This is a genomic window from Flavobacterium sp. (assembly GCF_036405015.1).
Lineage (GTDB): Bacteria > Bacteroidota > Bacteroidia > Flavobacteriales > Flavobacteriaceae > Flavobacterium.
Map to the genome: position 1 here is coordinate 33,524 of NZ_DASWYK010000192.1, position 14,972 is coordinate 48,495.

Below are 14,972 nucleotides of genomic sequence, written 5' to 3' on the forward strand. Positions count from 1 at the left end.
AGCGTTCAAATAGGCTAAACTTTGTTCTTTCGAGCTCAAAACAGTAAATTTGCAATCATACCTATTGAACATTAATATGACAAAACTTAAAAATATAAAAGTTGTAATAAGTGACCTTGACGGAACTTTACTTAACCCACAACACAGAATTTCAGATTATACTAAATCAATCTTTCAAGAACTTCACAATCAAGGTTATCTTATTGTTGTAGCTACAGGTCGTCATCATTTGGATGCTATGGCTATAATTGATAAAATGGAAATTCCTGTTTATTTAGTAAGTTCAAACGGAGCTAGAATTCATTCACCAAATAAAGAAGAACTTTTCTCATTCAATTTAGACAGCGATGTAGTTAAAGCAGCTTTAAACGTAGAAATCGATCCAGAAATTACGGTTGTTTTATTTAAGGAAAATATTTGGCAGACTAATAAATGGAATGAAAAACTAAACTCTTTTCAGGAAGAATTGAAATATCATCCAGAATTAGTGGATTATAAAACGCTTGAAGATTTTTCATCAATTAAAATTTTCTTCTCTTGCCCAGATCATGAGAAATTAGTAAAACTAAAAGATGCCATTTTAGCCAATTCTTCAGAACATTTGCATCATGCTTTCAGTTTGCCAACTTGTTTAGAATTCATGGATAAATCTATTGATAAAGCAGTTTCTATTGAAAAAGTTTTAGAAAAAGAAGGTTTTACGTTGCAAGAAGCAGTTTCTTTTGGAGATGGTTATAACGATGTTCAAATGCTTTCTGCTTCTGGAAAAGGTTTAATTATGGGAAATGCGCCAGCTTCTCTAAAAGAAGAACTTTCAGATTTGGAAGTAATTGAAACAAACGCAGAAGACGGAGTAGCAAAGTATATTGCGACTAGAATTTTAGATAAAGAATTAGCAACCAGTTAATTTGGAAACATATTTAAACTAGAATCCCTGAATAAATTGTTCAGGGATTTTTTTATTTCTGAATCTTAAAATTTCATTGTGTAACTCTGTGAAATAATTTTAAATTTGCATTCATAAAAAACAACACAACAAAATGAGCAATACAATCACAACTACAAATTTTAATTTCCCGAATCAGAAATCAGTTTACCGTGGAAAAGTTAGAGAAGTTTATAATATCAACGACGAACTTTTGGTAATGGTAGCAACCGACAGACTTTCGGCGTTTGATGTGGTTTTGCCAAAAGGAATTCCATACAAAGGACAAATCCTAAATCAGATTGCAACTAAATTTATGGAATTGACACAAGATATCGTTCCAAACTGGTTGATTGCAACTCCGGATCCAAACGTTGCTGTTGGACATTTATGTGAGCCTTTTAAAGTAGAAATGGTAATTCGTGGTTATTTGTCTGGACATGCTGCTCGTGAATATGCAGCTGGAAGAAAGCAAATCTGTGGTGTTACTATGGCTGAAGGTTTAAAAGAAAACGACAAATTTCCTGAACCAATTATTACGCCAACTACTAAAGCTGATAATGGTTCTCATGACGAAGATATTTCTCGTGAAGATATTTTAGCAAAAGGAATTGTTTCTGAAGAAGATTACCTAGTTTTAGAAAAATATACTCGCGCTTTATTTCAAAGAGGAACCGAAATCGCTGCTCAAAGAGGTTTAATTTTAGTAGATACAAAATACGAATTCGGAAAAACAAAAGATGGTGTTATCGTTTTAATTGACGAAATTCATACTCCAGATTCTTCTCGTTATTTCTATGCTGATGGATATGCTGAAAGACAAGAAAAAGGAGAGGAGCAAAAACAATTATCTAAAGAATTTGTTCGTCGTTGGTTGATCGAAAATGGTTTCCAAGGTCAAGAAGGACAGGTGATTCCAGATATGTCAGACGAATATATTGAATCTGTTTCTGAAAGATATATCGAATTGTATGAGAATATTTTAGGAGAGAAATTTGTAAAAGCTGATATTGACAATATTGATCAACGTATTGAAAAAAACGTATTAGATTACCTTTCTTCAAAATAGTAATTTCGGGTTTAAACTAATTATTTAAACCATGAATTTTATAACTAAAAAAAATGCCCTGTTATTTGTATGTCTTACAGCAGGGCATTTTCTTTTGGCGCAAATTGATAGAAATGCAACAAAAGAAACCAAAAATCTGTATCAGAATTTAAAAATCATTTCAGAAAGTCATATTCTTTTTGGACATCAGCATGCATTAGAATACGGACATGGATGGAGTAACGAACCTAATCGATCAGATGTTAAGTCAGTTACAGGTTCGCATCCTGCAGTTGTTGGAATCGATTTTAGCGATTTTTCGGGGCGTTCAAAGCAACAGATTGAAAATGCTAAAGCAATTTTAAGAAAAAATGTAATAGACACTTACGAAAGAGGTGGAATTACAACAGTTTCCTGGCATTTTAATAATCCTGTTTCTGGTGGTGATTTTTATTGGAAAGATGGAGTTTCGACTGCATCAATGGCTTTGATAAAACCAGGTGGTTCGTATCACGAGCAATATAAAGAAATCTTAAAAACAATAGCTGATTTTGCAAAATCTGTAAAAGCAAAAAACGGAACGCTTTCTCCAATGATTTTCAGACCTTTTCACGAATTTGATGGTGATTGGTTTTGGTGGGGAAAATCGCATACTTCACGAGAAGATTTTATTAAAGTTTGGCAATTTACAGTTTCATATTTGAAAGATACTTTGGAAGTCCATAATTTTATTTATGCTTTTTCTCCAGATAATCAATTTAATTCGGAAGAAGAATATTTAGAACGATATCCAGGTGATCAATATGTTGATCTGTTTGGAATGGATAATTATGGCGATTTTGGTCGTGACGGGAAATACGATTTAGATGCAGGTTTAAAAAAGCTTGAAATAATATCAAATTTAGGAAAGAAAAAGAAAAAACTGGCGGCATTTACAGAAACAGGTTTAGAGTCTATTCCGAATGAAAAATGGTGGAAAGAAGTCTTGTTGAAAACACTAAAATCCAATGATTTAAAATTAGCCTACGTATTAGTTTGGAGAAACGATAGTACAAGTCCGACACATTTTTATGCACCATTTCCTGGACAAGTAAGCGAAAAGGATTTTATAAAATTCTATAATGATCCGTTTACTTTGTTTGAGAAGGATCTTAAAAAGATTTACACGACTAAATTCTAAAATTAAATATACTGAGATTTATAATGGCGCAATTCAATTTTATTTGAATTGCGCTTTTTTTTGATTTTTTTTCAAAATGATGCAACTAAATGACATTGTTTGTCGTCTAATAAGAAATCATCATCATCAATCAATTAAAAACAATCAATCATTATGAAAAAAACAGTAATTATTTTAGGAGCTATTTTTGTCTTTGCTAACGCATCAGCTACATCAATTTCAAGAATAAAAATTGAAAATCAAGTTGAATATTCAACTTTTGGGAAATCTCCTTTACATCTTGCAATTAGTAAAGGAGATGTAGAAGCCGTAAAGAAATTTATAATGTACGGAACCAATATTAATAAAATAGTTAATAATATGACTCCGTTAATGGTGGCGGCACGATTTAATCATTGCGAAATTGTTCGAATTTTATTGACTAACGGTGCAGACGCTTCAATTGAAAACGGACATGGGTTTACAGCTTTAAAATATGCAGAGTATGCAAAAGCGACGGAAGCTATTGTTATTTTAAAGAATTTGAAAAAATAACAGAAAAGATGATGAAATAAAAAAGTGCAATTCAATTAAGAATTGCACTTTTTACTTTAATTATTTTAGAAGGAATTACTCCATTTTATCTTTTAGATTTTCAAGACCTTTTTCAAGATCGTTTCCAATCATTTGATCCATTTTTAGCATCGGAAGCATGATGTTTGTAGGATAGGGGATTACGCCACTGATTCCCCATTTTACTTTGGTTTGATTTGTTGAAACTGGTTCAGTTGACATAAAACCCACAGCTGTATCTTCCATTGGTTTTTTGAATCTGAGAGCAAAATCAATTCGTCTGTTTTCTGTAATTTTAGTAATTTCCTGTTCACCAACCCCAACTTCTTTGACGTTACTTTCCCAACTTGATATTGAACCTACAGCACCATCGTTACCTTTATAACTTACTTTCATTTTTGGATCCATATTGGCCCAAACACTAAATTCATTTTGGTTTTTTAATGATTTAACATAGTTAAAAATACTGTCTACAGGTTTATTAATAGTGATTTCCCTTTCTACAGCATATTCTTTAGGCATAAAATAAGCCGCAATTAATACAATGGAAATAATCAAAATTAGTACGATAAGAATTCTTTTGATGATAAGCATAATTCTGGTTTTTTTAGGTTATAGTTAGATTATAAAAACAAAATAGTTTTATTCTTACAGTAAAGTTAAAAAAATCTGAATTGCAATTACATTTGATTTTAAAAGTATGAAAAAATAAAATTTATATTTTTTTCTCAATTATTGTAACATTTTATATTTTCTGGCGTCTATTATACTAAAACAATGAAATTGCTAACAGTAAGATGTTTTTATTGTGTATTTATTAAGTGAGTGTTAAGAATCGGTTAAAACATGGTACTTTGTTATGCATAATAATAAAATTTAAGTTACTTTTACATTGAAATTAAAAACATCATCATCAATCATTTAACAACAATCAATTATTATGAAAAAATCAGTTATTTATTTAGGACTTGCCTTAGTTGCGTTTGGAAATGTAGCTATGGCTTCAAATGGAGTTTCAACAGTAAAAAATCCAGTTGAATATACTGGATATGCTTCAAATCCATTAAATGTTGCAATCAGCAAAGGAGATTTGCAAACAGTTAAAAAGTTTATTGAGTATGGAGCAGATGTAAATCAAATGTCTGAAGATCTTACACCGTTAATGATCGCTGCACGTTACAATAAGCATGAAATTCTTAAAGTTTTATTAGCAAATGGCGCACGTCCTAATTTGAAAAATGAAAAAGGATATACTGCGTTAAAATATGCGGAATTATCAAATGCTTCAGAATCTATTGTTATTTTGAAGGAGTTGAGATAAATAGAAAACAGTTTAAAAAAGTTTTGAGTTAGTATTAAAATGACCTTTCTGAGCAAAAGGTCATTTTTTTTTTTGCAGTTATTTTTTGTTCTAATAAAAACAAAAAAGCACCATTCTAAAGAATGATGCTTCTCGCTTTTAAATCCAACAATTGACTTAAAAAAATCTAAAAAAATAAATTATTACTCAATCGGTACGTGTTTTTTTCTGTTGAAGATCCAGAATAAAATAGGGAATACCAATAAGGTTAAAACAGTGGCAGTCATAAGTCCGCCAATAATTACGATTGCTAAAGGTTTCTGTGACTCTGAACCAATTCCCGTAGAAATTGCGGCAGGCATTAATCCTATAGATGCCATTAACGCAGTCATTACAACGGCTCTTGTTCTGGCTTTCACTCCCATGAAAATGGATTCTTCAAGGGTAAATTTTGCCTTCAGATTATGATGAAATTCAGATATTAGAATTACTCCGTTTTGAATACAAATTCCTAAAAGAGCAATAAATCCAACTCCTGCAGAGATTCCGAAATTCATTCCTGTAAGATGTAAAGCAATAATTCCACCAATAATAGCAAACGGAACATTGGCTAAAACAAGAAGTGAATCTTTGAAATTTCCAAATAATATAAATAAAAGAACAAAAATTCCAATTAAACTGATTGGTACCACTTGAGCAAGGCGAGCACTCGCACGAACCTGATTTTCAAATTCTCCCGTCCAACCCGTAGTATAACCTGCAGGAAGTTTTAGTTTGTTTACTTTAGCTTGTGCTTCGGCAATTGTGCTTCCTAAATCTCGGTCACGAACAGAGAATTTTACTCCGATAAAACGTTTTGTGTTGTCTCGGTAAATAAATGCCGGTCCAGTAATTGTTTTGATGTCGCAGATTTCTTTTAAAGGAATTTTTACACCACTTATTGTCGGAACTTTAATTTCTTCTAAATCTTTTTCATCTTTTCTGTATTCTTTTGAAAAACGAACACGAACATCAAATTTCTTTTCGTCTTCGTACTTTTCAGTCGCTGTTTTTCCTCCAAAAGCTAATTCTAAAACAGCTTGTGCATCACTTAATGTTACTCCGTAAGCTGCCATTTTTTCACGATCTAAGATTACGCTTATCTCTGGCTGTCCAACGTTTCGTAAAATTCCAGCATCTTTTATTCCAGGAATATCTTTAATCTGTGCTAAAACTTCATTGGCAAGCTGATCTAATTTATTTAAATCATCTCCATAAATTTTAACGGCATTAGAAGCTTTAAATCCAGCAACAGATTCAGCAACGTTATCAATTACAGGTTGTGAATAATTATAGGTAATTCCTTGATGAACTTTTAGTTTGTTATCCATTTCATTAATCAGTTCGTCCATTGAAATTTTACGTTTCCATTCAGCTTTAGGAAGCAAATCAACCTGAAGCTGAATAAATCCAAAACCATTTGGATCGGTTCCATCATTGCTTCGTCCGGTTTGAGATAAAACCTTTTTAACTTCTGGAAAAGCTTCTAAATCTTTTCTAATTATAGCTGCAGTCTTAACACTTTCAGGAAGAGAAGTACTCATAGGTAATTCTGCGGTAACCCATAATGCTCCTTCATTTAATTGTGGTAAGAACTCCGTACCCAAGAAACCTGCAGAAAAGAAAACTGCTACTAATAATGCGATTGAAGCAATTAAAGATTGCACTTTATGTTTAAAAGTCCAAGCAAAACCTTTGCTTACAATTCGATCCCAAAAATTAACAAACGGATTGTTTTTTTCTTTTACGTTTTTGTTTAATAAGATATGCGAAAGAACAGGAACCAATGTCAAAGTGAAAATAAGCGCTCCCAATAATGCAAAACCTAATGTAAAGGCTAGGGGAGAGAACATTTTTCCTTCTACTTTCTGGAATGAGAAAATTGGCAGTAAGGCAGTTATAATAATCAATTTTGAAAAGAAAATAGCTTTACCCATTTCTGTTCCAGTCTTTTTGATTAAGCTTCCTTTAGCAATTTTGTTAAATTTCTCCATTCCCAATTGATGCGCTCGATGATCGAGAACGACAAACAGACCTTCGACCATCACGACAGCTCCGTCAATAATAATCCCGAAATCGACAGCACCTAAACTTAATAAGTTGGCACTCATTCCCATCATTTTAAGGCATAAAAATGCAAATAATAAAGAAAGCGGAATTACAATAGAAACCGTAAAAGTAGTTCGCCAGTCTGCCATGAATAAAAATACGACACAAGTTACAAGGATAATACCTTCAAATAAATTGTGCATTACCGTTTCGGTCGTAAAATTCATCAAATTATCACGATCGTAAAAAGTCTCTATTTTAATGTCTTTAGGAAGAACATTATCATTAAGATCTTTAATTTTTGCTTTAATTAAGGCTAAAGTTTCCTGAGGATTTTCACCTTTTCGCATTACCACAATCCCTTCAACGGCATCATCGTTATCTCCTAAACCTGTTTGTCCAACTCTTGGCATTGAACTTTCGTAAACATCAGCCAGATTTTTAACCAAAATCGGATTTCCTCCAGCATCATCAACAATAATGTTTCCGATATCTTCTTTAGATTTCAATAATCCAACTCCACGGACAACAAATGCTTGTCCATTTTTTTCGATAACATCACCACCTACATTTATGTTTCCAGCATTTACAGCATTGTAAACTTGTAAAGGCGTAATATTGTATTTGGCCAGTTTGATTGGATCAACACCAATCTCATAAGTTTTAGTCTGACCTCCAAAAACATTTAAATCGGCAACACCAGGAAGAGAACGCAATTGTTTGTCGATTACCCAGTTTTGGTAAGTCAACAATTCTCTGCTGTCTCTGCTGTCACTTTTTACAATATATCTGAAAATTTCTCCTGTTGGCCCGTATGGTGGCTGAACGTCTGGTTCTACATCATCGGGAAGCGAAACATTTTTCAATAAATTGTTCACCTGAAAACGGGCAAAAGTATCGTCAACACCATCATCAAAAATGATTTTGATAACTGATAATCCAAACATGGTAATGCTTCGAACACTGGTCTTTTTCTGAACAGAGTTCATAGAAATTTCAATAGGAGAAGTCACAAAACGCTCCACTTCTTCAGCACTTTTTCCATTCCACTGTGTGATAATGATAATTTGTGTATTGGTCACATCCGGAAAAGCATCAATAGGCATATTTTTAAAAGAAATAAATCCTGCGACAGCCAATAATCCGACCCAAAAGAAAGTAAATGCTTTATTCTTTAAAGAAAAAGCAATAATATTTTTAATGAATTTGTTCATGTCTTAATTGTTTAAAGCACCATAAATAAACAGCTGATTGTTTGTGATTACCTTTTCGTTTTCTTTTAAACCACTTGAGATATAAGTAACATCTCCAACTACTCTGTAAACTTCTACTTGTCTTGTTTCTATGTTATTACGGTCTTTAAACACCACAACAAAGTTTTTACTTTTATCAAATACAATTGCTTTACTTGGTACGGCTATCATATTTTGATTTTCGTTAAAAGATAATTTGATATTAGCGTTCATATCAGGTTTAAGCATGTAGTCAGGATTGCTTAGTTTAATTCTGGCTTGCATTGCTTTAGTTTCCGGATCGATTACATTGTAGATTTTATCTACTTTTCCATGAAAAGCTTTATCTGGATAACTTAGCGTTGTTACAGATGCGTCTGTTCCTAGTTTAACTTTATTGATATCAATTTCGTTGATGTTCGCCATTGCCCAAACTTCACTGATTTCGGCTATATCAAATATGTTTTCAGAACGATCGTTACGCAAAAGCATATCTTGATTGATACTTTTTTGAATAATAAATCCGCTTATCGGAGCTGTTACTTCATAAATAGAACCGGCTTTGATGTTGTAAATTTTATAAGTTTCCTGAATTTTGCTCAATTGCGATTGTGCTTTGTTTACTTCAGATTTTGCCTGAAGAACATCGCTTTCAGAATTTAATTTGCCATCAAATAATTCTTGAGCAACTTTTAGATTGTTTTTAGCAACCAATAAATCACTTTTCGCGTCGATGGATTGTTTTTCAAAATCGGCAACATCGGTACTTTTTATAGTAGCCAAAACTTGTCCTTTTTTCACATAATCACCAAGTTCAACATTTACTTTCATTACGTTTCCTCCAACTAACGGGTAAACGTCAATCATTTTGTTATTGTCAGCAGTAATTTTTCCGTAAAAAGTAAGCTCGTTTTTTAGTGGTTGCATTTCTGCATTTGCTGTTGTAGTTGTTTTTAGCATATCGTTACTCAAAACAAAAGAAGTATTTGTTTCAGGATTTTCGACTTCTTTTTTACAGCTTGCCAAAGATAGGCTTACAATTGCGATTCCTATGAATAGTGTATGTTTCATTTCTTTAATATTTTTAAAATAAATCTTTGTTGATTGTGCTATTTAATTCTTCGCCTGCTATTACCACTTTTTTCTTCAATTCGTTTAATTGAATAATAGCTTGATTGTAGCTTTCCATAAAATCGGTAAACTCTAAAAGACTCACATTTCGTTTTTGAAAATTGGTCAGCATTCCGTTATAAACTGCTTCAAAATCAGAATTTACAGTTGGTTTAATTACGCTGTAGTTTTGTCTTGATTCGTCCCATTTTGTCCATGCAGAAGTAATTTCTGTTTGTAATTGGAGTTCAAAATTTTGTTTTTCAATTTTAGATTGTTCTAAAAGTGTTTGAGCATATTTAATATTTCCTTTGTTTTTGTTCCAAAGAGGTAGCGGTATAGCAAGACTAAGATTCGCTTCATTATTAAAAGCTCCGCTTCGTTGATCGTAGTTGGCACCCACAGTAATATCTGGAATAGAAAGTGCTTTTTGCCATTTTACATTCAATTCGTTAGCATCAATTTCTTTTTGTTTTGCTAAATAATCAGGACGATTTGCTATAGCTTGCTCTTCAAAACTTTTAAGATCAAAGTCTATTACTTTTAAATATTTATTAGAATCGTCTTTACTAACAACTGGAACTACGTTTTCAGTTTCATTTAGTAAAAGCTTAAGGTTAGCTTGTTCTTCTATATTATCATTTATTACTTCTAATCGCTCGTTTTTGAAATTAAGATACAATGATTGTAAACGAACAACATCCTTCAAAGGAATATTTCCTTTTTGAGCCTGAATAGAATAGGAATTAATTAAATTCTCAATATGAGCTAATTGTTTATCAGTATTTTCAAGGTTTTTAGAGTTATAATATACCGTGTAAAAGCTCTTTCGCAATTGAAATTTCAAGGTTCGCAGTAAATCATTAAATTGAAGTTCTGCCAATTGTGCATTTGTTTGAGCAAGTTTAACCTCATTTCTTTTTTTACCACCTAAATAAATAAGCTGTTCAATTGAAAAAACTTTTTGGCCATTTTTTCCAATGTCAAAATACTTATCTCGCTCAGGATTGTAAGCATTTAATTCTGCTGAAATTGTAGGATTGTCCCAGATTCGAGCCTGAATGGTTAATGCTTTCGAGGCATCGATGTTGTATTGAGATGCCAGTAAAAAAAGATTCTTTTTTAGGAATTGACTTTCACAATCCTCAAGGGTGATTGTTTTCTGCGCTATTACAACTTGATTGAGAAGTGCAAATAACAGCAATGCGAATAACTTTTTCATTGTATCATTTTTAATTATACAAATATGCTATCAACAGGCTTTAAGAGACCTTAAAATCTACCTTAAAAATAGCTTAAAATTATTTATAAATTAAAAAATAACTGAAATGAATTCGTATTAATATCTGGTGTTGAGTAGTTTATGTTTGCTTTGTGAAGCATGAGAATCCTTTGAACGATTCTTAATCCAAGTCCAAAGCCTGAAGTTCCCGATGCGTTTTTGCCACGCATAAAAGGTTGGAAAAGATTTTTTTGCTCTTCTTCGGTTAAAGTATCTCCAGTATTCGAAATAGATACTATTAAATGATAATGGTCTGTACCAATAGTTACTTTTGCTTGTTTGTTATCTGAATAAACGCAGGCATTCTTTAAAACATTCGTTAAAGCGATTTCCAAAAGATTTTTATTTCCTTTAATTTCTAAAGCAGTATCAAGATCTTCGCTTTCTTCCATTTCAAACAAAATGACGAAATCAGGAAAAGATTTATTTATTTTTTCAATAGATGAAAACAAAATCTCATCTATTCTTTGAACTTCATGATGTTCTGTTTCTCGATTATCAATTTTAGAAAGAATTAATAGAGAATTAATCAATTCACTTAAATGATTAACATCTGTCAAAATTGTATTTAGAAAAGTACGGTTTTTAGGTTTTGCATCAGGATCTGCAACTGCATTCTCAATCTGAGAAGTCATTCTAGAAAGCGGAGTACGTAATTCGTGAGAAGCGTGTGCCGTAAATTCCTTTTGTCTTTGATAAGAAATTTCAATTCGATCCATCATAAAATTGAACTCATCTGCAATCAGATCAATTTCATTTTTGGTGCTTTTAGATTCGATTCTGGTATCGAGATTATTTTCGTTTATGTTTTTAATTTTTTGATGAAAAGCATTTAGAGGATTCATTGCCTTTTTTACAGTAAAAGAAGTAATAACCCAGCATACACAAGTAAAAAAGATGTACGATATAATTAAGGTGTATCGTAAAAAAAGCAATTTCTTTTTGCCATAATCATCAGTTGCCGAGATCAAAGCATAAAAATCCTTGTCGTTTGTGTCATAAAAAACGCCATAAACTTCGTAATCTCCTTGTTGTTTAAAAAAGGTTTTATTCTTCTTTAAATATTTTAAATCGTCAATAGACCAATTAATTTTAGCATCATCAATACTGCTGTAAATAAGTTTAAAATTAGAGTCAAAAACCAGCGTTTTTTCATCGTACAACTTATTGATAGAATTTTGGTCAATTATTTTTAAAAGCTGATTATCAACTTGTTTAACATTGACTAATAGTTTGATATTAGATAAAGCTTTGATTTCTAAACGATCACGAAATTCCTCTTTTCTATAATTAGAATACAAAATGAATATCACCGTTGAAGCCAGTCCAAAAAGAATGGTAAACAGTAAACTTACTAAAAGTGATATCCTATTTTTTAATGTCATTCTTTGTCGCTTAAAAAATACCCGTAACCAATTTTGGTATGGATAAGTTTAGTATGATGATCTTTGTCGATTTTTTTTCTTAAAAAATTAATATAAACTTCTATAGTATTTTGATTGGTTTCAATATGATAATCCCAAAGTTTTTCAGCTATAAATTGCTTTGAGAGGACTTTCCCTTTAGCGTGCGCTAGAATCAGGATAAGTTTAAATTCTTTTGGAGTAAGCTTAATTTCTTCACCAGATCTGAATACTTTCATTTCTTCTTCGAAGATTTCAAGATCATTAACGAGTATTTTATTCTCTACCTTCTGTGGTACATCTTTCCTTCTCAAAAGAGATTGTGCTCTAGCAAACAATTCTTCAAAATGAAAAGGTTTTACCAGATAATCATCTGCCCCATTATCAAATGAAGACAATTTATCTTCAATTTCGCTAAAAGCAGTAAGCATAATAATAGGAGTCTTTTTATCGACCTCACGAATACCTTTACAGACCTCAATTCCGTTTACTCCTGGTACATTAATATCCAAAACAATTAAATCATATTCGTACGGAAAATACTTTTTAAGCAGTAAAGAGCCGTCATAATAAGGTAAACACTCGAAACCCTTTGAAGTAAAGAATGTTGAGATTTCTTTCGATAAAGTAAAATCGTCTTCGAGTAGTAATATTTTCATGTTGTTTTTTATTTGTAAATCCGGCTTATTAAACCGGATTTACATTAAAAGAGTATCTTATTTAAAATAAGAAAAAGTCTCGTTGTTTTCAATTTTCAATAAAGCTTCATAAATAAGTTGAATAACATTTTCAACATCATCTCTATGAACCATTTCAACCGTAGTATGCATATAACGTAAAGGAAGCGAAATCAACGCAGAAGGTACACCACCATTGCTGTAAGCAAATGCATCAGTGTCTGTTCCTGTTGCGCGAGAAGTAGCATGTCTCTGAAACGGAATTTTCTTTTCTTCTGCTGTATCCACAATTAAATCACGTAATTTATTTTGAATAGCAGGAGAGTAGCCAATAACAGGACCTTTTCCCATTTTAAGATCGCCTTCCACTTTTTTATCAATCATAGGAGTAGTGGTATCATGGCAAACGTCTGTTACGATCGCAACGTTTGGTTTTATGCGATGCGCAATCATTTCTGCTCCACGAAGACCAATTTCTTCCTGAACTGAATTGACAATGTATAAACCAAAAGGAAGTTTTTTATTGTTCTCTTTTAATAATCTAGCAACTTCGGCAATCATAAACCCGCCCATTCGGTTATCAATAGCACGACAAACGAACTTATTCTCATTCAAAATCATAAATTCATCTGGATAAGTAATCACACATCCAACATGAACGCCTAATGCTTCAACTTGTTCTTTATTTTCACATCCTAGATCAATAAAAATATTACTCAATTTAGGAATTTCTTCTTTATCGCGGAGACGAGTGTGAATAGCCGGCCATCCAAAAACACCTTTTACGATTCCGTTTTTAGTATGAATGTTTACTCTTTTAGAAGGAGCAATTTGATGGTCAGAACCACCATTTCTGATGACATATATTAAACCATCTTCCGTAATGTAATTTACATACCACGAAATTTCATCAGCATGTCCTTCAATAACAACTTTATAAGGAGCATCAGGATTAATAACCCCAACCGCTGTGCCGTAAGTATCAGTTATAAAAGTATCAACATAAGGTTTTAAATAATCCATCCAAAGTTTCTGGCCTTCACTTTCGTAACCAGTAGGAGAAGCATTATTTAAGTAGTTTTCTAAGAATGCTATAGAAGTATCTTTCAAGATAGAATTTGTACTCATAAAAATATTTTTCCGCTAAAATATAAATTTGGTATCAGAGTTGTGTATAAATATATAATTTTACATTTAAATTATGATTCGATGAGACTAACCACCTTTATTTTATTTATACTATTTATTTCTTTTACTTCCAATGCCCAGGTTACTCCTAAAGAGAACCAACAAATGGGATATATACTAACAGAACAAGATTCTATTTTAAATGATACCATTCAATTGCCAGAGATCATTATTTCAAAAGGCGAAAAGATGAATCCAGAAGAATTAAAACAATTTCAAATTCTTCAAAACAGAGTTTATAAAGTTTATCCTTATGCAAAATTAGCGGCAGAGAGGCTAACAGCTTTGAATAATGGAATGGCACGTTTAAAAACAAGTCGTGAAAAAAAGAAGTACTTTAAAATTGTAGAAGATTACTTAAATAATGAATTTGAAGAACGACTTAAAAAACTTTCTAGAAAACAAGGACAGATTTTAGTCAAATTAATTCATCGTCAAACTGGAATCACTACTTATGAGTTGATAAAAACATTAAAAAGCGGATTTAAGGCATTTGTTTCAAACACAACGGCGAATTTATTTGATATAAGTTTAAAAACAGAATACAAACCTTATGATGTAAATGAAGACTATTTAATTGAAACAATATTAGTAAGAGCATTTGAGTCGGGTCGTTTAGTAAATCAAAAATCTGCCAATCCTGTTGATTATGACGATTTGTCCAGTAAATGGCAGCAAAGGGCAAAAGAATTAAACAAAAAATAGATCAATAATACATTTATATAGTATATTTTTTATCTTCTATTATATATATATGAGTAATTCCCACTTGCAACCCGACAGGTTTTCAAAACCTGTCGGGTTTCTTTTTGGATATACATATATAGTATAAGAGCCGGAGCGCATCGAAGTCACATCCAGTTTTTTTTTGGAATTTGGAGTTTAAAAATTGTGATTTCGATAAATATAAGGAGCCATTTCCCGCTATCCGCTGCAATCTTTTCATGGCGAACCCCGCCATAAAAAGGATTTCCGCTGCTATCGGGG

The 14,972-nt window shown here is 31.9% G+C and carries 13 protein-coding genes; 6 read left to right on the top strand and 7 right to left on the bottom strand.

The window, feature by feature from the left end; genetic code table 11:
* The first annotated feature begins 76 nt into the window (after positions 1-76).
* From VGE71_RS16590 to VGE71_RS16605, 4 genes are all read left to right on the top strand, one after another.
* Complete coding sequence (locus VGE71_RS16590) at positions 77-907, top strand: Cof-type HAD-IIB family hydrolase (RefSeq protein WP_331139308.1); 831 nt, start codon at positions 77-79, stop codon at positions 905-907.
* 133 nt (positions 908-1,040) lie between these two features.
* Positions 1,041-1,994: a phosphoribosylaminoimidazolesuccinocarboxamide synthase gene (locus VGE71_RS16595; RefSeq protein WP_331139309.1), complete on the top strand. Its 954-nt coding sequence runs from the start codon at positions 1,041-1,043 to the stop codon at positions 1,992-1,994.
* A 31-nt stretch (positions 1,995-2,025) separates the two neighbouring features.
* On the top strand, positions 2,026-3,153 hold the full coding sequence (locus VGE71_RS16600) for a glycoside hydrolase family 26 protein (protein WP_331139310.1): 1,128 nt from the start codon (positions 2,026-2,028) through the stop codon (positions 3,151-3,153).
* A gap of 153 nt (positions 3,154-3,306) precedes the next feature.
* Positions 3,307-3,687 carry an ankyrin repeat domain-containing protein gene (locus VGE71_RS16605; RefSeq protein ID WP_331139311.1) on the top strand — a complete coding sequence of 127 codons (381 nt, stop codon included), beginning with the start codon at positions 3,307-3,309 and terminating at the stop codon, positions 3,685-3,687.
* A 75-nt stretch (positions 3,688-3,762) separates the two neighbouring features.
* Here the strand turns inward: VGE71_RS16605 and VGE71_RS16610 are convergent, their stop codons facing one another.
* A complete protein-coding gene (locus VGE71_RS16610; protein ID WP_331139312.1) occupies positions 3,763-4,299 on the bottom strand; it encodes an SRPBCC family protein in 537 nt (178 codons plus the stop codon).
* A 346-nt stretch (positions 4,300-4,645) separates the two neighbouring features.
* Between VGE71_RS16610 and VGE71_RS16615 the strand changes: the two genes are divergently transcribed.
* Positions 4,646-5,026 carry an ankyrin repeat domain-containing protein gene (locus VGE71_RS16615; protein WP_331139313.1) on the top strand — a complete coding sequence of 127 codons (381 nt, stop codon included), beginning with the start codon at positions 4,646-4,648 and terminating at the stop codon, positions 5,024-5,026.
* A 182-nt stretch (positions 5,027-5,208) separates the two neighbouring features.
* On the opposite strand, the gene VGE71_RS16620 is transcribed toward VGE71_RS16615, so the two are convergent.
* The 6 genes from VGE71_RS16620 to VGE71_RS16645 form a co-directional block, all read right to left on the bottom strand.
* Positions 5,209-8,307: a CusA/CzcA family heavy metal efflux RND transporter gene (locus tag VGE71_RS16620; protein ID WP_331139314.1), complete on the bottom strand. Its 3,099-nt coding sequence runs from the start codon at positions 8,305-8,307 to the stop codon at positions 5,209-5,211.
* A gap of 3 nt (positions 8,308-8,310) precedes the next feature.
* Positions 8,311-9,396 carry an efflux RND transporter periplasmic adaptor subunit gene (locus tag VGE71_RS16625; protein ID WP_331139315.1) on the bottom strand — a complete coding sequence of 362 codons (1,086 nt, stop codon included), beginning with the start codon at positions 9,394-9,396 and terminating at the stop codon, positions 8,311-8,313.
* A gap of 13 nt (positions 9,397-9,409) precedes the next feature.
* Positions 9,410-10,657, bottom strand: coding sequence for a TolC family protein (locus VGE71_RS16630; protein ID WP_331139316.1), 1,248 nt, complete (start codon positions 10,655-10,657; stop codon positions 9,410-9,412).
* Between the two features lie 83 nt (positions 10,658-10,740).
* Complete coding sequence (locus tag VGE71_RS16635; RefSeq protein ID WP_331139317.1) at positions 10,741-12,102, bottom strand: HAMP domain-containing sensor histidine kinase; 1,362 nt, start codon at positions 12,100-12,102, stop codon at positions 10,741-10,743.
* Positions 12,099-12,779 carry a response regulator transcription factor gene (locus tag VGE71_RS16640; protein WP_331139318.1) on the bottom strand — a complete coding sequence of 227 codons (681 nt, stop codon included), beginning with the start codon at positions 12,777-12,779 and terminating at the stop codon, positions 12,099-12,101. The genes VGE71_RS16635 and VGE71_RS16640 overlap by 4 nt, the downstream gene beginning before the upstream one ends.
* 57 nt (positions 12,780-12,836) lie before the next feature.
* The gene (locus VGE71_RS16645; RefSeq protein ID WP_331139319.1) at positions 12,837-13,925 is read right to left on the bottom strand and encodes a M42 family metallopeptidase; all 1,089 of its coding nucleotides are present in this window, start codon (positions 13,923-13,925) and stop codon (positions 12,837-12,839) included.
* 81 nt (positions 13,926-14,006) lie between these two features.
* Here VGE71_RS16645 and VGE71_RS16650 point away from each other — a divergent pair, with 81 nt between their 5' ends.
* Positions 14,007-14,690, top strand: a complete 684-nt coding sequence (locus VGE71_RS16650; RefSeq protein ID WP_331139320.1) for a DUF4294 domain-containing protein — start codon at positions 14,007-14,009, stop codon at positions 14,688-14,690.
* Positions 14,691-14,972: the final 282 nt, after the last annotated feature.